This is a genomic window from Nostoc sp. (assembly GCF_036919895.1).
Classification (GTDB): Bacteria; Cyanobacteriota; Cyanobacteriia; order Cyanobacteriales; family Nostocaceae; genus Nostoc.
This window is the reverse complement of record NZ_JBALBW010000028.1, coordinates 1-18,949: the sequence shown is the minus strand read 5'-3', so window position 1 is coordinate 18,949 and position 18,949 is coordinate 1. Positions and strand designations below refer to the sequence as shown.

12 protein-coding genes and 1 other RNA gene are annotated in these 18,949 nt (G+C 41.9%); 10 read left to right on the top strand and 3 right to left on the bottom strand.

Features of this window, described 5'->3' with window-relative positions:
* Nucleotides 1-6: 6 nt before the first annotated feature.
* From groL to V7K55_RS04955, 8 genes are all read left to right on the top strand, one after another.
* Nucleotides 7-1,695, top strand: coding sequence for a chaperonin GroEL (gene groL / locus V7K55_RS04990; RefSeq protein ID WP_334828813.1), 1,689 nt, complete (start codon nucleotides 7-9; stop codon nucleotides 1,693-1,695).
* A gap of 423 nt (nucleotides 1,696-2,118) precedes the next feature.
* The gene (corA, locus tag V7K55_RS04985; RefSeq protein WP_334828811.1) at nucleotides 2,119-3,261 is read left to right on the top strand and encodes a magnesium/cobalt transporter CorA; all 1,143 of its coding nucleotides are present in this window, start codon (nucleotides 2,119-2,121) and stop codon (nucleotides 3,259-3,261) included.
* A 64-nt stretch (nucleotides 3,262-3,325) separates the two neighbouring features.
* Nucleotides 3,326-4,024 carry a hypothetical protein gene (locus V7K55_RS04980; protein ID WP_334828809.1) on the top strand — a complete coding sequence of 233 codons (699 nt, stop codon included), beginning with the start codon at nucleotides 3,326-3,328 and terminating at the stop codon, nucleotides 4,022-4,024.
* A gap of 45 nt (nucleotides 4,025-4,069) precedes the next feature.
* Nucleotides 4,070-4,500: RNase P RNA component class A (gene rnpB, locus V7K55_RS04975), an RNA gene on the top strand.
* A gap of 312 nt (nucleotides 4,501-4,812) precedes the next feature.
* On the top strand, nucleotides 4,813-5,532 hold the full coding sequence (gene rnc / locus V7K55_RS04970) for a ribonuclease III (protein ID WP_334828807.1): 720 nt from the start codon (nucleotides 4,813-4,815) through the stop codon (nucleotides 5,530-5,532).
* A gap of 108 nt (nucleotides 5,533-5,640) precedes the next feature.
* The gene (locus V7K55_RS04965; RefSeq protein WP_334828805.1) at nucleotides 5,641-6,726 is read left to right on the top strand and encodes a Gfo/Idh/MocA family protein; all 1,086 of its coding nucleotides are present in this window, start codon (nucleotides 5,641-5,643) and stop codon (nucleotides 6,724-6,726) included.
* 638 nt (nucleotides 6,727-7,364) lie between these two features.
* On the top strand, nucleotides 7,365-11,021 hold the full coding sequence (locus V7K55_RS04960; RefSeq protein WP_334828803.1) for a CHAT domain-containing protein: 3,657 nt from the start codon (nucleotides 7,365-7,367) through the stop codon (nucleotides 11,019-11,021).
* Nucleotides 11,022-11,087: 66 nt separating this feature from the next.
* Entirely contained in the window at nucleotides 11,088-12,044 is a 957-nt protein-coding gene (locus V7K55_RS04955; RefSeq protein ID WP_334828801.1) for a trypsin-like serine peptidase, read from the top strand.
* Between the two features lie 169 nt (nucleotides 12,045-12,213).
* Here V7K55_RS04955 and V7K55_RS04950 read toward each other — a convergent pair whose 3' ends face one another.
* Nucleotides 12,214-14,343, bottom strand: coding sequence for an ATP-binding protein (locus V7K55_RS04950; RefSeq protein ID WP_334828799.1), 2,130 nt, complete (start codon nucleotides 14,341-14,343; stop codon nucleotides 12,214-12,216).
* Nucleotides 14,344-14,639: 296 nt separating this feature from the next.
* On the opposite strand from V7K55_RS04950, the gene V7K55_RS04945 reads away from it, so the two are divergent.
* Nucleotides 14,640-15,380, top strand: coding sequence for a RibD family protein (locus tag V7K55_RS04945; RefSeq protein ID WP_334828797.1), 741 nt, complete (start codon nucleotides 14,640-14,642; stop codon nucleotides 15,378-15,380).
* A 98-nt stretch (nucleotides 15,381-15,478) separates the two neighbouring features.
* Complete coding sequence (locus V7K55_RS04940) at nucleotides 15,479-16,663, top strand: GNAT family N-acetyltransferase (RefSeq protein ID WP_334828795.1); 1,185 nt, start codon at nucleotides 15,479-15,481, stop codon at nucleotides 16,661-16,663.
* A 324-nt stretch (nucleotides 16,664-16,987) separates the two neighbouring features.
* Here V7K55_RS04940 and V7K55_RS04935 read toward each other — a convergent pair whose 3' ends face one another.
* Together V7K55_RS04935 and V7K55_RS04930 are read right to left on the bottom strand one after the other, a co-directional pair.
* The gene (locus V7K55_RS04935) at nucleotides 16,988-18,358 is read right to left on the bottom strand and encodes an IS110 family transposase (RefSeq protein WP_442949063.1); all 1,371 of its coding nucleotides are present in this window, start codon (nucleotides 18,356-18,358) and stop codon (nucleotides 16,988-16,990) included.
* A 322-nt stretch (nucleotides 18,359-18,680) separates the two neighbouring features.
* Nucleotides 18,681-18,949: hypothetical protein (locus tag V7K55_RS04930; RefSeq protein WP_334828791.1), on the bottom strand; the 269-nt coding region annotated here is incomplete at its 5' end.

Sequence of the window (18,949 nt, the reverse complement as noted above, 5' to 3'; positions counted from 1 at the left end):
TAAAACATGGCGAAAATTATTGCATTTAATGAGGAATCTCGGCGAGCTCTAGAAAGGGGTGTTAACGCCCTTGCTGATGCCGTAAAAATCACCTTGGGGCCTAAAGGTCGTAATGTGCTTTTAGAGAAAAAATTTGGCGCACCTCAAATTGTCAACGATGGTATCACTGTTGCGAAAGAAATTGAATTAGAAGATCCTTTAGAAAATACTGGTGCAAGACTCATCCAGGAAGTAGCCTCAAAAACTAAAGATGTCGCTGGAGATGGGACAACTACCGCTACCGTTTTGGCACAAGCCCTGATTCGGGAAGGTTTGAAGAACGTCGCGGCGGGTAGTAACCCAGTTAGCTTGAGACGCGGGATCGACAAAACTATTGAGGCACTGGTAAAAGAAATTGCCAAGATAGCCAAGCCAGTCGAAGGAAGTGCGATCGCTCAAGTTGCCACTGTCTCTGCTGGTAACGATGAAGAAGTTGGCCAAATGTTAGCCCAAGCAATGGAAAAAGTCACCAAAGATGGTGTCATTACCGTTGAAGAATCTAAATCTCTCACCACTGAACTAGAAGTAGTTGAGGGGATGCAGATTGACAGGGGTTATATTTCTCCCTACTTCGTCACCAACAACGAGCGCCAAATCGTAGAATTTGAAAACGCCCGAATCTTGGTGACAGATAAAAAAATCAGCAGCATTCAAGATTTAGTGCCAATCTTGGAAAAAGTCGCCCGTTCTGGTCAGCCCTTGTTAATTATCGCTGAAGATGTCGAAGGTGATGCTTTGGCAACTTTGGTAGTGAACAAAGCGCGGGGTGTATTGGCAGTGGCTGCAATTAAAGCGCCTGGATTTGGCGATCGCCGCAAAGCTTTGTTAGAAGATATTGCTATCCTCACCGATGGACAATTAATTTCTGAAGAAATCGGCTTAAGCTTGGATACTGCTGCTTTAGAAGCATTGGGAACTGCCCGCAAAATCACCATTGATAAAGAAAGCACCACCATTGTAGCTGGCAGTGTCACCAAGCCAGAAGTACAAAAGCGAATTGCTCAAATTCGCAAACAGTTGGAAGAAACCGATTCTGAATACGATCAAGAAAAACTGCAAGAACGCATCGCCAAGCTTGCTGGCGGCGTGGCAGTGATTAAAGTCGGTGCGGCAACCGAAACCGAACTCAAAGACCGTAAACTGCGGATTGAAGACGCGCTGAACGCAACTAAAGCTGCGGTGGAAGAAGGTATTGTTCCTGGTGGTGGGACAACTTTAATTCACTTAGCCAAGGCGGTAGAAGCGATTAAAAAGACCCTACAAAATGACGAAGAAAGAATTGGGGCTGATATTGTCAAACGAGCGCTAGAAGCCCCCTTGCGTCAGATAGCAGATAACGCAGGTGCTGAAGGTTCTGTGATCGTCTCTAGAGTCCGAGACAGCGAGTTCAACATTGGCTACAACGCTGCTACCGGGGAATTTGAAGACTTGATCGCGGCTGGTATTATCGATCCTGCCAAAGTCGTGCGTTCAGCTTTGCAAAACGCTGGTTCCATTGCTGGTTTGGTCTTAACCACCGAAGCGATCGTTGTTGAAAAACCAGAGAAAAAATCTGCTGCTGCCCCTGATATGGGCGGCATGGGCGGCATGGGTGGCATGGGCGGTATGGGCGGCATGGGCGGCATGGGCGGCATGGGCGGCATGGGCATGTTCTAACTTCTGCTCACCCAGATAAATATGTTTTCAGCAGTTTGTCTTGCCAAGGCAAACTGTTTTTTTATAGCATTGCTGATTCAGAGGCGATATGTTATCTCTATTGCTGGGAAGTAGCTGGGCATAAATAGAAATAATTATTATGGTTATCAGTAATTAGTCGTGAATACAACTAACCACTAAAAAATGCTGATTTCCAAATTCCCCAACCTAAATAACTGCTTAATCTAAAAATCACAGTCTTTGTATTAATTTTTGTAATATTAATAGCAAAAGCTGAAAGAAATCAAAGTGCCTCATAAGTGCTGAGTAGGAAATCTTATTTCTTTACTAAGCACTGAGAAAAGAGGAACTTGTCCAATACCCAATACCCAATGCCCAATTCCCAATGCCCAATTCCCAATGCCCAATGTTAGGTAATATTGCATGGTACGAAAATTGCGTCGTCTTCCCAAAATAGTAACCAAGCTATATGAAGATGAGTTCCATCACCGACCAGGGACTATACCTGGAACCATTTTTATTGATGAAGATGCTCCACCACCGATAATTTTTTTGATTGACTATAACCAAACCAATTTCATCCGCGAACAAATAGCAACCCCAGAGGAGTGTGTTCCATATCTGGAGATGGAATCCGTTTCTTGGGTAGACGTACAAGGTTTAGGCAGTCAAGATATATTACAACGATTGGGTAAAGTTTTTGAGTTACATCCTCTAGTTTTAGAAGATATAGTTAATGTGCCAGAGCGCCCCAAAACAGAGGATTATGAAGACCAATTGCTATTCATTGCTCGGATGGTAGTACCAAAGGAAAGAGAATGTGGTTTTTACAGCGAGCAAGTGAGTTTGATATTAAGTAAAAATTATTTGCTAACAGTACAAGAAGAACCAGAACATGATTGTTTTGAAGGAGTGCGATCGCGAATTGAAAAAAGCAAAGGGATCATTCGCAAACAGGGAGCCGATTATTTAGCTTATGCTGTGTTAGATGCAATTATTGATGGCTTTTTCCCAGTACTGGAGCTTTATGGGGAGCGAATCGAAGAGTTGGAAGAAGAGGTAATAGTCAGACCTACTCCGCAAACACTACAAAATATTTATCAAATTAGGCGAGAACTACTGCAACTACGTCGTGCTATCTGGCCGCAGCGAGATGCAATTAATTCTTTAATTCGAGATGGTAGTGAACTGATTGGCGAAGAAGTGCGAATCTACTTGCGAGATTGTTATGACCATACAGTGCAAGTGATGGACATGGTAGAAACTTATCGAGAACTAGCATCTGGATTAATGGATGTGTACCTTTCGGCAGTGAGTAATAAAATGAATGAAATCATGAAGGTACTAACGATAGTTTCAACAATTTTTATTCCACTGACTTTTATTGCCGGAATATATGGTATGAATTTCAATACCGAAAAATCGCCATATAATATGCCTGAGTTGAATTGGTATTGGGGCTATCCACTTTGTTGGGCAGTAATGGCTGCGATCGCACTTGGTCTGCTATTCTTCTTTTGGCAACGGGGCTGGTTGCAAAATTCTGTAACAATTAAGCGTAATTAATAATTGCAGATGGGCGACAAATCAAATATACATTCATTAGCACTGGGAGTTAATATTATAATTTATGAGGAGTAGCGACCAGAACTTAATAGTTTTGACTGTTTATATTATCGGTGTTGCCTATGTTTTTAACCGCATGGTTGAATCCATCGACGATCAAGTTAAGTTTGAGTTTAAAAAAGGAACCGTTGACGAGCAACTCAAACAACAAAATCTCGACGACAAAATTGGGATTTCCTTTAAACTCAAACCTTCATATCCGATAGACGATCTGAAAGATTTAGGAATTAGCATTGAAAATAAATCTGATAATATTGCCCTATACGTTGATTGGGACAACAGTTCTTTAGTAGTTGAACATAGCAAGCAATCGCGCCGTGTAATTCGGAAATCACCAGACTTAACCCGCGACTTAGCAGTACCCCAAAGTCCTAGCCTGATTGCTCCCAACAAAACACTTTCTGAAACGGTGACAGCAGAAGATGTATTCGAGCGCGATAAAGAAGCTGGAACCTATTCAGCAAAGAAACCACTAATTGATATCAACGGGCTAAAAAAAGGGCAAAAAAAGTTGTACAACGACTTTATTAACAGAAGAAAGGAGTTGGATTTTTCCCTACAACTGGTACTCAGAGTATCTGAAGTGCGTTTAGGTTTAGCCCCAGGCCGTGATTTTCCTCCCATTAGTATTATCAATTGTCCTTTCACAGTCAGGAAACTACCTTGGACTTACGCTTTACCTTGGAATAAAAAAAAGCAATAGCAACCAGACAGACTATGCCATCCAAGATTACACTGGATCTAAGGAGAGAGTAGACGCAGGTGGTTGCAGATCAGTCCTAGTCACTGGTTTGAGGAAAGTCCGGACTCCCGAAAGACCAAACTTGCTGGATAACGTCCAGTGCGAGCGATCGTGAGGATAGTGCCACAGAAAGATACCGCCAGGATTAGGGGCTGGGGACTAGGGACTGGGGACTGGGAAGAATTTTCCTAATCCCCAATCCCTAATCCCCAATCCCCAACCTGGTAAGGGTGCAAAGGTGCGGTAAGAGCGCACCAGCAGTATCGAGAGGTGCTGGCTCGGTAAACCCCGGTTGGGAGCAAGGCGATAGGGACTACGGTTGGTTTTTTACCAGTTCCGCTCAATGAGAGCCGCTAGAGGCGTTTGGTAACAAACGTCCCAGATAGATAACTGCCCTCGCAAGAGAACAGAACCCGGCTTATGTCCTGCTCTCTCCCGTCTAATGGAGTATGAACCTTTCACGGTTTGTACTCTATTATTTTTTGTATGGGTTTTGTGCGTAAGCGAAGCTCGTCGTAGACATCGCTAATTCATCATTTAAAGCATTCCCAGGATCTCTAATGCTGTATCCAAATGCCATTTAACTCGATAGAGTCCAAATAGCTTCTCTTGACTGTATCGTGCTGGATACTCTATAGAGAGAAGTAGCAAAAAGTTGTTAGAGTGATAGTCCAAGAACTTTAGAGATATAAAATAGATAGCTAGTTGCCTTTCCCTGCTCCCCCCTGCCCCTTTCCCCTTATCATGTAATGCCCCTTGCCTATCCACGCCGTCAACGGCAACTCGAAAGTTTAGTCCAAAAATTAGGTTTGTCGCTAGAAGCACCTATAAAGTGGGAACTGCTAGATTTAGCGCTAACTCATCCCACTGTCTCTGATTCGGCAAATTATGAACAACTGGAGTTTGTTGGCGATGCAGTGGTGCGACTGGTGTCGGCTGTTGTGTTATGGGAAAATTATCCTGATTGTCCAGTAGGGGATTTTGCGGCAATTCGTTCGGTGTTGGTGAGCGATCGCATTCTCGCCCAATTAGCCAGAGGTTATGGTTTAGAGTTATATTTACTAGTCGCCGGTAGTGCTACGGCTGATAAAGTTGGTCTAGAGTCACGGCTGGCAGATGCCTTTGAAGCAGTTTTGGGTGCGCTTTACTTAAGTACTCAAAATCTGGAATTGATCCGCTCTTGGCTAGATCCCCACTTCCAAGAACTAACAACAGAAATTCGCCTCGATCCTGCCAGACTAAATTACAAAGCTGCTCTTCAAGAATGGACTCAGGCGCAATTTAAAGTTTTACCAGAGTATCGGGTTGTGGAAGTCACTCAACCACATCGCAATCAAGAACGTTTCATGGCTGAAGTGTGGCTACACGGAAACAAACTAGGAGTTGGTAAGGGGCGATCGATCAAAACTGCTGAACAAGCCGCAGCTAAAGTAGCTTTTTTAGCAATTCCTAATCCGCAAATACCCTGAGCTTAAAAGAAGGTGATTAGTCGATAATCAGTTGATTGTCAGTGGTCATTTGTCCCTCGTCCTTTGTACACAAATAACTAATGACAAATAACTAATGACAAATGATAAATGACGAACCAAATTAAAATTGCTGTTATCGGAGTTGGGCGTTGGGGAGTGCATCTGCTGCGGAATTTCTTAGCACATCCCCAAGGAGTTGTAGTTGCGGTAGTAGATCCTCATCCAGAACGATTAGCGGCGGTAAAACAGCAGTTTAATCTAGATGATGATGTAGTATTAACAACTCAGTGGGAAGATTTAAAAAAAGTGTCAGGGTTGACAGGAGTTGCGATCGCAACTCCTGCTATCACCCACTATGCCTTAGTAAAAGACGCTCTCCAGAACGGATACCATGTTTTGGCAGAAAAACCCCTAACTCTTGATCCCGCAGAATGTCGGGAACTTTGCCAGTTAGCAGAGCAGCATCATTTAATACTCATGGTTGACCATACTTATTTATTTCACCCAGCAGTTGAGCGAGGAAAAACTGTAGTACAAGCGGGTAAATTAGGTGATTTACGCTACGGCTACGCGACACGCACCCATTTGGGGCCTGTCCGCCAAGATGTTGATGCGCTCTGGGACTTAGCCATTCACGATATTGCTATCTTTAACGCTTGGCTAGGTCAGATCCCTGTGAAAGTACAAGCAACGGGTACGGTGTGGCTACAGGGAGCAGGGGAGCAGGGGAGGCAGGGGGGCAGGGGAGCAGAGGTGAGTCCATATACAGATTCTGCTCTGCCTCAAGGTTTGGCTGATTTAGTATGGCTAACACTGACATACCCAGATGGCTTTCAAGCTTATATTCATTTGTGCTGGCTGAATCCTGATAAGCAGCGACGGCTGGGGATTGTAGGTAGCCTTGGTAGTTTGATTTTTGATGAAATGTCGCGCTCGTCACCTCTAACGCTGCTACATGGTGAGTTTGAACAGCAAGGTAATCATTTTATTCCAGTAAATCAAAAGCAGGTGGTGCTGGAATTAGAGCCAGGGGAACCATTGCAACGGGTTTGCTCCACCTTTGTTGTCTCTGTTATAAACAATACTCCCTCAGAGATTTCGTCTGGCTGGGTAGGCACACAGTTAGTAGAAATTCTTGCTGCACTAACAGTATCTCTTGAGCAAGGCGGCAAACCTGTTTTTCTTAACAACTAACTGCTCTCAGGTGTAATTTTGCCGAGAATTCAAATTTTTTAATTCCATTTAATACAAGGCTGTTTACGGACACAGCATTGCTAATTGGTGTCAACTTAGAGGCAGAGAGAGCGAATGGAAAAAGACCTGTGCTAAGAGAAAATCAAAGTTTTTTAACCCACCTCCGTGGGTTTTATCTGTGTAGACGCGGTTTCTAACCGCCCATTTCTCTTATGCCTTTATCCAAGTACTTCTCGGTTAAGGGGAAAAGAGAAAGGGGAAAGAAAAAACCTTTAACCCTTACCCTTTCCCCAAATCCAATTCCGAGTTAAAAATGCTTAACCGAGAAGTATTGACCCTTTATCTGTCAGTAGCGCCCTAAATTTTTGGCCAACTTTGTTACAGAAACAGAAACAAAACCAGTTTTTCTCTTCAGGATCTGTAAGATAACTTTTAAGCAATATCTCTGTTGACACTTAGATAAGTTACTATTAAAGTAGTTTTCCTATGTAATTTTACTGTAATTATTATTTTTACTGAGACTTAATTAAGATTAAGTTCATTTTGTTGAGAATATACTGCTCTTGTATAAATAATGCGACTGCCGTGTTGCATAACCTTGATTACTCCAGAAATATAGTTAGATGTAAAAGAATAAAATGCGAAAAAGTCCAGCAATCGCTGCAAAAATTTGCTCAAAATTGGTAAATTTCGCTTTCAAAATCGGTAACACCAACAAGCCCCAACCTTACCTTCTGGGGTTAATTCCTTTGCTGTGTTTATCTTTCTGTCCAGAAATCGTTAATGCCTATCCCAAACCGATACCCTTAACTCAACCTCGTCAACTCCAAGCCCAAACCAATACCGCAGACACCAACCGGGCTGCGGCTCAAAAAGCAGAAGCACAAGCCAAAAAGTTAAAATTAGAAACCACACCCATTACTCAAGTCATTGCTAAATGGGAAGAAGCCTTAAAATATTGGCGTTTAGCAGGCGATCGCCAAAAAGAAGCCAATACTCTCGATCGCATTGCTAAATTATACTGGTTTCGGGGAGAATATCCCAAAGCTTTGGAATATGCTCAGAAAGCGTTGCCTATTTGTCAAGCTTTAGGCGATCGCGACTGTGAGGGAGCAGCCAGTGGTTCACTTGCCCTGATCTACCAAAAAATGGGGGAATATGAAAAGGCGATCGCTAACAAGGAACAACTTCCATCACTGTTTCCTGAAACGGAAATACAACCTAGTGTTTTTTGGACAACTGGACAGATTTACGCTCAAAACTTAGGCGAAAAACAGAAAGCACTTGATTATTACAACAAAGCTTTGGATTACTGGAAAGAAAAAGGTAATGTCGTCGAACAAGCTCAAATACTCGATTACATAGCTTTGACTTACGCAATCTCCTTCGGTGAAATCAACAAAAGCTTTGATTACATCACACAGGCGAATAATCTCGATCCAGAATTTAAGAGAGATAGAAGCATACTCGATTTGATTTATCCCTCGTTACAAAGTTCAATTTGTTCTGATAAATTAGCATCAATAAAAAAACCTCCTAAGATTGATAAATCAGGGAGTTCATCGAATCAATCAGCTACCAAGAATAATATCGAATTCTTCAAAGAAGAAGCTCAAAAGTGGCGCACGAGAGGAATTATTGGCGCTGAGGCAGATTTCCTAGAAATGCTTGGTAGTTCAGGATACAGCAGAGTTGGGGAATATCAAAAAGCCCTTGAAGTTTATCAACAAGCACTCAAACTAAGACAAATAATGGGTGGTAAGCCCAACGAAGCAAGCACACTTACCGATATTGCTGATATTCTAAACAGACAAGGGAAAAAACAAGAAGCGATTAATGCCCTCAATCAAGCCTTAGACATTCAACGTCAAATTAAAACTCGTCCAGCAGAAGCGGCTACTTTGTTGACTCTCGGTGATGTTTACTTGTCTTTAGGGGCATATCCTGAGAGTGTAAATGTTTATAAGCAATCATTAGGCATCTCGCAAATTATTGGCGATCGCAGCAATGAAGCAGATACTCTACATAAACTTGGTGCTGTCTATCGAAAGTTGCAAGATTACCAACAAGCCCTAAATTATTATCAGCAAGCCTTGCTTGTATCCAAAACAACGGGAAACTGTCACTATGAAGCCTTATCATTAGGCTATATTAGTCAAACTTACTTGAATTCGGGAGATTATCAACAAGCAATTAGTTTTGGTAATCAGGCTATAACTTTATCTCGTAATTTAGAGATTGATGAGTATAAATTAGCCATAGAAGCAGGAACACTTAATTTCCGCGCTCAAGTTAAGATTAAACAAGGAAATTATTCCCAGGCTCTGGAAGACTCTGGAAAAGCCAGAAAACTGGGGCGAGAATCAGGCTTCAAGGAACTAGAGGCGAGAGTGATCGCCCCAAATGCTGAAGCTTACGCAGCCCTCAAACAACCAGAGAAAGCTATACAAGCCTATCAAGAACAACTTGCTCTTTATACTCAAATGGGCTTAAGTTCTGAACAAGCCCAAAGTCTCTACAACATCGCTAAACTGCAACGTCAAAATAACCAACTCCAAGCAGCCCTTACCCAGATAGATAAAGCGATCACAATCATCGAAAATATCCGCCGACAAGTTGCTAGTCAAGACTTACGAACTTCCTTTTTTGCAACGGTACAAGATTATTATCAACTGAAAATCGACATCCTGATGGGGTTGCACAAAAAAGAACCAACAAAAGGATACGATGGAAAAGCCCTGCACATCAGTGAACGCTCCCGTGCAAGAAGTTTGATAGAACTTTTGACCGAAGCTAATGCAGATATTCGTAACGGTGTTGATCCGACACTTTTAGCCCAAGAACAGCAATTACAGCAGTCAATTGATGCTAAAAATCAACTACTACAAGAAGCATCTACCAAACCAAATACAGAAACAATAACAGCAAAACTCAAACAAGAATTGGAAGAACTGCTTAGTCAACAGAAAGAATTAATAACAAAAATCCGTACTAATAGCCCAAAATATGCACGATTAAAATACCCTGAACCCTTAAAGTTATCTCAAATTCAACAACAACTTGATAAAGATACGCTGCTGTTAGAGTATTCCTTGGGAGAAGAACACAGTTATCTTTGGGCAGTTACTCCCACAAGCATTAGCAGTTACGAACTACCCAAACGTGCAGATATCGATGTTTTAGCCAAAAACTTTCGTTCGTTGATAAATTCCAGAGATGGAATTAACGTTAATACCAATCTGGCACATAACTCTAAAATGCAGTCTGCGGTTAAACTTAGTCAACTTTTACTATCACCAGTCGCGGATCAGTTAGGGCAAAAACGCTTAATAATTGTAGCTGATGGGAGTTTGCAATCTATTCCCTTTACAGCTTTACCTGATTTCACTGCTCAAGGAACTTCCGTACCAGAAAAAGGTAAGCAAGATAACCCCTCTTCTGAGATAAATGGCAAGGTCAATTATCAACCTTTGCTGATTCAACATGAAATTATTAATTTGCCTTCCGTTACAGTTCTTGCAAATCAAAGACAAGCCCTCAAAGGACGTAAACATGCGCCGAAAACTTTAGCTATTCTTGCTAACCCAGTGTTTGACGCTAATGATGAGACACGATTTCCACATAAAAATATTGTCAATAACCTCGATATCGGAAATCAAATCAAAGAATCTCAACTCAAACAAGCAGCGAGAAATTTCAATCGCGGTAGCTGGGGGGCGCTTCCTGGGACAGTCGAAGAGGCAAAGGGAATTTTAAAACTTGTACCTGCTAATGAGACTTTGCAAGCTTTTGATTTTGATGCTAATTACAACTGGGTAATTAGCAAAGAACTTTCCCAGTATCGATTTTTACATTTTGCGACTCACGGCTTTGCTGACCCTAATAACCCTGAGTTATCAGGAATCGTCCTGTCTCTTGTAGACAAAACTGGTAAATCTATTGATGGTTATTTGCAGTTGGGTGATATCTTTAACCTCAACTTTCCTGCTGACCTAGTGGTACTTAGTGCCTGTGAAACTGGTTTGGGTAAGGATGTTAGCGGGGAAGGTTTAGTAGGCTTAACTAGAGGCTTAATGTATGCCGGTGCTGAACGTGTAGCTGTATCTTTGTGGATGGTTGATGACGACGCTACAGCAAAATTAATGCAGGAGTTTTACAAACAAATGTTGCAAAAAGGAAAATCGCCCACCGCCGCCCTTCGAGAAGCACAACTGAAGTTGTGGAAAGACCCCAACCCCAACTTGAATAAGCCGCGATACTGGGCTGCATTCACTTTGCAGGGTGAGTGGCGATAAATCGTTTTATGACTCGAAAAGTTTGAGTAAACAAAACATCTCATTTTTATTCAGGAGTGATTTCTCATGACTAAACAGCCTATCTACAAACAACCACTAGCACTGTTTTTATCAGGAATTATTGGTGTTAGCACTTTCAGCTATTGGGCATCAGTGCAAGCACAAACACAAACACAGCAATCTACACCGCCAAAATTTACTTCTTTTAAAAATGCAGGTCAATCAAAATTGTTGGGTGATGGTAAACCTTTTATCCCTGACAATCTTGGACAATCTGTAAAACCGAATGAAGGTGGTAAACGCGGAATTCCAGGCGAAATAGATTATCGTACTCCTATGTTGAGTAAAAAATATCCTTGGTCTGCAATTGGTAGAGTTCAAGGAACAACTGCTGATGCTGGTAGTTATCATTGCACTGGTGCATTAATCGCAGAAGATTTAGTTTTAACTAATTCTCACTGTGTAATTGATCCTGATACTGGCAAGTTAAGCCAACAAATTCTCTTTTTACCAAATGTCATTGATGGGCAAGTAAATGTTAAAGATGTGGCAACAGTAGAACAAGTTATTTACGGCACAGATTTCAAAGATGGTGGAAAGCTCAATCCCAACGACTGGGCTTTGATGAAAATCAACAAACCCCTTGGTCGTAAATATGGTTATTTAGGAACTAAAGCTTTACCCTCTGCTACTTTGATTCGCAACCAGAAGAGATTATTTTTTGTTGGCTATTCTGGCGATTTCCCTACTGTTAAATATCAACAATACTTTACTGCTGGGACTGGATGGACTGCTAGTTTTCAAGCTGGTTGTAGTATTGTTCAGGAGGAAGAAAATTTCCTATTACATGATTGCGATACTGCTGCTGGTTCTTCGGGGGGGCCAATTATCGCTATGATTAATGATGAACCATACGTTGTTGCACTTAATGAAGGTGAAATTAAAGATTTACGCGCTCATAAAGACTTGATTAATGTTGCAGTAAAAATTGATTTCTTAGATAAACTGGCTGCAAATAAATAGTTATTTGTCAAAATCATTTTTTATTGAAGTTTGCAAAAAAGGGTGCTAGTAATGACAGTACCCTTACAAAGAAAGGCAGAAGCGGGAATCATTTCTCAGATTTAAATTATGAATTACGAATTAGTGCGATCGCAATACGCTCCACCTTTGAATTTAAGTCTAGCAAGAATTACCTATCAGAAGTCCCATTTGCATAAACTTCTGTTTTTGGAAGACTTACCAAGAGAGTTTGCTGTGGCGAAAGACTAATCTCGTAAGTCTCATTCCCAAGTAACACCTGGAACTTCATCGACTTCTCTTTGTCTACACCTACTTTTACAGATTTATTGATCCCCAAAGGGGGACTTCCCCCAGGCTCCTGTAGGCTAGAGTATTGGCTTGCTTTTGCCCCCTTATTCCCAGAGGACAATCCCAGATCCCCGGCATTTTCATCTTTTTTTGAAGCAGGTAACAGCGAGATATCAATTAAGGGTAAGGTAATCTTCAATGTTGTACCTTGATGAAGTCCCGTACTCTCAAGAGTAATGCTGCCTCCCATCAGTTCGATTAAGTTTCGTGAAATTGCGAGTCCCAGTCCAGTCCCTTCAAACTGGCGCGTGGTTGTGCCATTCACCATCATAAAAGGGCGAAACAGTTTGTGCTGTTGCGCGGGATCAATGCCTATACCTGTATCTTGAACTGTTACCACTACTTGAGATTTACTATTACTAGATTGAATTTCTGTAGCAATGGTAATACTTCCTGTGTCAGTGAACTTAGTGGCGTTGCCGATAACATTAATTAGCACCTGCTTCAGTTTTGCCGCGTCTGTCTTAATTGGTATCGGTTGAGGATCTAACTCGCATTTCAATTGCAAGCCCTTTTGTTGAACATTAACTGATTGTAAATTAATCACCTCTAATAATATTTTTCGGAGGTCAAGAGGTGTAGTGACTACAGAAAGCTTACCTGCTTCAATTTTAGAAATGTCGAGTAAATCATTAATAATATTTAGCAAATGAATCGTTGTTTCATCGGCACGTTTGAGGAAGTCCATTTCTTCTTCTCGGCTATCACATAAGCCATCTTCAACCACGCGAATGCAGCTAATAATAGTATGCAATGGGTTTCTCAATTCATGAGAAGTTGTGGCCAAAAACTGGCTTTTAATCTGGTTAGCGTTTTTTGCTTCTTTCCAAGCTATTTCTAACTCTTCCGCCCCAGCTTTGAGCCGTTCTACCATTTGGTCTAATGCTTGGGCGAGTTGATTGAATTCCCGAATTTGGAAATTGTGCGGAACTGGTTGTGCGGCGTGGTGAGAGTGAATATTGAGAGCGTAATCTCGCAATTCTTCTACAGGACGAGCCAAGTAAGGAGCTAGATATAGGGAGGCTAACAAACTTGCACCAATCAAACTAACGGTCAAAACAATGAGAATTCGTTTGATTTCCTCTAACCCAAAAAGCGCATTATCAACACTAGTAACAGCTAAGACTATCCATTTTTGCTGCTGTTGTTGGGTGAGTGGATTTACAATAGCTGTATAGCCAGCTACTAATTCGTCCCCCTCTTTAAAAGACAAATTTATCGAATCATTTTTTCCGGCAATGGCATTTTTAATTATGCTCTTGAGTTGGGAAGAATTTGGATGTTGATTGATATTAGTTCCCACCCAGTCTGTGAAGGGATGTGCCAAAATCGTGCCATCTTCAGCAATCACCACCATAGCGCCTGTGAGCGATCCCGGCAGATTTCTGGTTTTTTGGTACAATGCAGACTGAATACTTAAGCTGTAAGCTAAATTTCTGCGGCTATCGGAGACTGGTGTAGATAACACTACTTGTAATTGATCTTGTGCGTTTCTTTTTCCAGTCATTCCTGCTTTGGACGGGAAGATTGTTTTGACATCAATTCCATCACTGGGCAAAGGGTATGTCAACTCCCCAATAGCTCGATCGCCACAGCTAGTGGCAATTATTTTCTGATTGAGTACATCCGTTAATTGGATGCACTCAATATTGGCTGGAAGTTGTTGCTTTAGCTGCGTGAGAATTTCTTGCTCTTGTATAGGTGAACCCGACGGAATCACCGTTGTTTTACTTACACTCAGCAAATTAGCTTTTAAGATTGCGATCGCATCGCCAATTCTCTCTCCTTTACTGATGGCGCTTTCTGTTAAATTTTTACGAGCGGTTCCCAATATGCTAGAACGTGCCTTATTCAAGGCAACAATCTCGCCTATAAGTAAAACTGGAACGAACAGCAGCAATATTCTCGTTACTAAAATTCGACGAAAGGAAGATTGGCGGTAATTAGTCATCGAGTGTCTCACTTTGCATCCGCAAACCACAATAGCAAAGATATGTAATTAGACTGGCTAGATGAGACATTTTATTAAATTATCAGAATTTTATTTTCAATGCTTAAAAATAACAAATTGCTATAATTCAAAAAGAAACGTGGTATACCAAAACTCATATATGCTAAATTTAAAACCTGTTCGGGTTGCATATAAATACAGTGATAAAATTGTAAAAAAATAACTTGTAGGCATGGATTTTTTTTTGATAATCTACACACGAACAAAGAAAATATTCAAACTATCAAATCAATTTAATGTTGCAACATCGTCCTCATACTACAGTTGTTTTAGCAATGAGTGCAGATGGTAAGATAGCAGATTTTAAGCGATCGCCTGCTCGGTTTGGTTCAAGGGCTGATAAAGCACATCTAGAAAAACAAATCGCTACCTCTGATGCGGTTTTATTCGGTGCTGGTACTCTTCGGGCCTATGGAACAACACTTACTGTATCAGATCCAACTCTAGTGCAACTTCGGGCACAAGAAGGGAAGCCTCCGCAGCCAGTTCATATAGTGACTACACACTCTGGAAACCTCAATCCGGAAATTAACTTTTTTAAGCAACCAGTTAGACGGTGGCTACTCACGACAACACTGGGAACACTTTCATGGAAAGGACGCTTACAGACGCTTCAATCAACTCTGGGAACCGGAGTTCAAGAATGTTCTCCAGAATTTGAGCAGATTCTGGTTTTTGAAACACCAACGCGAGAAATTGATATTCTCGCAGCTTTGAAGTATCTAGCCAATATAGATATAACACGGTTGGTGGTCTTGGGTGGAGGTGAATTAGTCGCTTCCCTGCTGGGCTTAGATTTAATCGATGAATTATGGTTAACTATCTGTCCTCTGATTTTAGGTGGTAATACCGCACCTACACCCGTAGAAGGGAAAGGATTTTTACCCGATTTAGCTCCCAGGTTGCAACTTTTAGAAGTTCATACAGTTGAGCAAGAAGTGTTTTTGCACTATCGCCTGCAACGACCAGCAGATTAGATTACGCTAAGTAAAGTTATTGGTCATTTGTCATTTGTCATTAGTTCTTTCCCTTGCTTCTTCCCCAGTTCCCACTCCCTACTCCCTACTCCCCTAATATGGTGGAACAACTTAAGCCTCGCTATTCTGTCGTTTGGACGAACAAAATTGCTGAAGTACCCCAAAATGCCTGGAATGCTTTGGCAATGCCACTCAAAACGCCATTTTTAGAATGGGAGTGGCTAAACAACATCGAAACCTCTCAGAGTGCTACGGCTAAAACTGGTTGGTTGCCAAATCACTTGACATTGTGGCGTGATAGAACACTGATTGCGGCTGCGCCACTCTATCTAAAAGGACATAGTTCTGGTGAATTTGTTTTCGATCACCAATGGGCAGAATTAGCCGATCGCATTGGAGTTCAATATTACCCAAAATTGCTGGGAATGACACCATTTACCCCGGCTGAAGGTTATCGATTTTTAATTGCCCCAGGAGAAGATGAGGATGAAATCACGGCGATAATGGTGCATGAAATTGACACTTTTTGCTCTAAAAATCGGATTTCTGGGTGTCATTTTCTCTACGTCGATCCCCAATGGCGACCGATGCTGGAACGGCATGGTTTTACAACTTGGCTGCACCACAATTACGTTTGGGAAAATTCTGGCTTTAAAACTTTTGATGATTATTTGAAAGTTTTTAACGCCAATCAACGCCGCAATATCAAGCGGGAACGTAAAGCTGTAGAGAAAGCAGGTTTAAGATTGCAACCTCTGAGTGGTGATGAAATTCCCTACTCTTTATTTCCTTTGATGTACCAATTTTATGCTGATACCTGTGATAAGTTTGGCTGGTGGGGTAGCAAGTATCTCACACAGCGATTTTTTGAGCAGCTAAACGCCGATTATCGCCATCGAGTCTTGTTTGTGGCTGCTTATAGCGAGGAAGATAACTCTCATCCTCTAGGAATGTCATTTTGTTTGTTTAAAGGTGATAAACTCTATGGACGCTATTGGGGGAGTTTCCAAGAGATAGATTGTTTACATTTTGATGCTTGCTATTATGCACCCATCGAGTGGGCGATCGCTAACAATATCCAAAGTTTTGATCCTGGTGCGGGTGGCCGCCACAAAAAACGGCGCGGTTTCCCCGCTATGCCCAATCACAGTTTGCACCGCTTTTACAACAATCGTTTAGGACAAATTATCCGTCCCTATATTAAGGAAGTGAATCAACTCGAACAGCAGGAAATTGAGGCGATTAATGCAGAGTTGCCATTTAGTGAGAAAAATCTTTCTTAAAAAAGGGTATTTTGACTTCGTTTCCCCCCTTTTTTAGGCAGCAGGTGGGAAAACGAAGTACCGAAAGTCCCAGTAAAAAACTTTTCAAACAACCTTTAAACCGTATTGCTCCACAATCTCCAATTCAGGGTAATCGAAAGTTTTGGGTTCAAAACCCTTCATGCAGATGAAGGGTTAATAGCATCAGGTCAGAGGAATTATTTTACACTTAGACGAACATATTATTGATTCCATGTACAACGGAATTCATATTATCGAAATTCTTCTTTATCGATAATATGGAATCTTGCTTATTCTCCATTTCGTCACAGAATTTGACACGTCCTATGTTAAAGGAATTATTTTACACAATTCCTGGAACAGTAGATTTACTACTTTACTCATGAGCTTACCTTGGATGTGCTTACCACCTAGCAGCTTCTCGCCTTGTTCGGTGACATTGGACTTGAGTGAGTCGCGGTAGTTGGTAAGTTCTTTGGTCAGTTCATTTTCTGGTAGCCTTCCAGTTTCTACGCCGGTTAAGACATACTGCCACAAGCTAATTCGGCACAGTGAGGAACCGCTAGCCTTTTCAACAAGTCCATCACCGGATTGTTCCAGAACAGTACCCATTCCCAAACGCATTTTGAAAGTATCGCGGCTGCGGTTGCGTTTAATTCGTTTGGTATCGCCAGCCAAACGCCGGACTGTGGTTTTTCCTTCAATTCGTTCGCGCTCCGTCTTCTTCACTTCCCGAACTTCGTACTCAATCACGGGTTTACCGTTTATACCCAAGAATGATTCAAAAGGATAAATCCTGGTAAGCAGTCGCGATCGCACTCGTAACCCGAAACCGAACTTATTAAACACGGTCATGTAAGGCTTGAATTCATCCAGATAGAGCATTTCGGTGATTCTTGCTTCCAAGCGCTGCTCATAGAGGGCAATATCACACATCCATCCAGCATGTAACTCTAGGATAGGGTCAATCTCAATTCCATAGTCTTTTGCAATGGAAATTTTATAGCGATTTTCGATGCGGGTTTTCCCGGCGGGGGAAATTTCAAGCCGATGAGCTAACCATGCCCAGAGGGGCGGTAATAATCCTGGTTTACTAGATGCGCTCTTTGTGTGGGCTATTTCTGGGAATTGCCAAGCAAGAAGCTGCCGTGCATAATTCACAATTGGCGATTGCACTCGGTTGAGGTGTTCTAATTGCTGGCACAGGTCGCGGAGTTCATCAATGGGTTCGGGGCGGTGCATGAGGAAATATCTCATGTTTAACTCCCCAGTCTCCAAGTGATGATCCAGATCGTGACCGTAAGCGGCCATTGCTAAAGCATCGGCGGGGTCACTTTTATTCGGAAGGTTTTTACCGCCGCGATAACGCCGCAGTTCGACGTGACCAACCCACAGAATTTTGATTTCTAGCTTTCTAAGGATGGATGCCCACAGTCTTGAATAGTGGTTTCCTGTGGGTTCTAGGATTGCGTAATCTGGCTTGATTTCTGCTAGGTAATCAGCAAAATCAAAAGCTGATTTCTGTTTCTTTCTAGCATCAGGATTGGAGTAAAAAGCCGGATATAAAGTAGATGCTTTATTTCTTGTTTTACTCCAGTATGCCTGTAATCCGCCCTTGGGGTATTGTGTTAAAATATGGCAAGTTACGCTTGATTTACTAACATCAATTCCCAAAATAGTTAATTCTATTGTCATGGTTCTGCGAAATAAAATGGTGGTTTCAAGGACTGGCATCCTTTGTTGACCCGAACTTAATAGCGCACGAATCACCCTAACGCCCCACACTTGAGGGGCGCGATTCAGGAGTAAACGCATTCGGGGAATTAATCAGAGAAAGGCAGCGCATGAACTTGAGAACGCCTCACATTAGAGGCGCAATTCTGAGTAAACGCCGCACTTTCTTTGATTAAGTTGCTGATTGCTTTGGACACAACCCGCGACGGTGGCTTGTTACCACCGTTTCGGCTACTGTGTCAGGTAGCCCGCGCTATTGGTAGCGCGATCGCAATACGATTCATCAGGCGGATAAATCTTTAATAGAGTCAACTATTTCCTGAATTTGTTGGCTAGACAATTCTCTGTATTGCTCATTAGCTGTTGCGTTTACATATTCTTTCCATATTTCTATTGTTTCCCCCGTGATTTTGGCAAGAGTTTGTATAGCTACTCCCATAGCTAAAGTGTTTAGTACAAATACAGCACTTTGTGTAACGGTTTGGTACAGTAGTTGAGAAGATAAAAGTAAAAAATCAGATGAAACCCTACTCAGTAGACCTGCGGGAGAAA

Coding starts and splice junctions, on each gene's coding strand:
- V7K55_RS04940 (WP_334828795.1), top strand. CDS start 15,479: ATGGTGGAACAACTTAAGCCTCGCTATTCTGTCGTTTGGACGAACAAA.
- V7K55_RS04955 (WP_334828801.1), top strand. CDS start 11,088: ATGACTAAACAGCCTATCTACAAACAACCACTAGCACTGTTTTTATCA.
- V7K55_RS04960 (WP_334828803.1), top strand. CDS start 7,365: ATGCGAAAAAGTCCAGCAATCGCTGCAAAAATTTGCTCAAAATTGGTA.
- V7K55_RS04950 (WP_334828799.1), bottom strand. CDS start 14,343: ATGACTAATTACCGCCAATCTTCCTTTCGTCGAATTTTAGTAACGAGA.
- V7K55_RS04965 (WP_334828805.1), top strand. CDS start 5,641: ATGACGAACCAAATTAAAATTGCTGTTATCGGAGTTGGGCGTTGGGGA.
- groL (WP_334828813.1), top strand. CDS start 7: ATGGCGAAAATTATTGCATTTAATGAGGAATCTCGGCGAGCTCTAGAA.
- V7K55_RS04945 (WP_334828797.1), top strand. CDS start 14,640: ATGTTGCAACATCGTCCTCATACTACAGTTGTTTTAGCAATGAGTGCA.
- V7K55_RS04980 (WP_334828809.1), top strand. CDS start 3,326: ATGAGGAGTAGCGACCAGAACTTAATAGTTTTGACTGTTTATATTATC.
- corA (WP_334828811.1), top strand. CDS start 2,119: ATGGTACGAAAATTGCGTCGTCTTCCCAAAATAGTAACCAAGCTATAT.
- V7K55_RS04935 (WP_442949063.1), bottom strand. CDS start 18,358: ATGACAATAGAATTAACTATTTTGGGAATTGATGTTAGTAAATCAAGC.
- rnc (WP_334828807.1), top strand. CDS start 4,813: ATGCCCCTTGCCTATCCACGCCGTCAACGGCAACTCGAAAGTTTAGTC.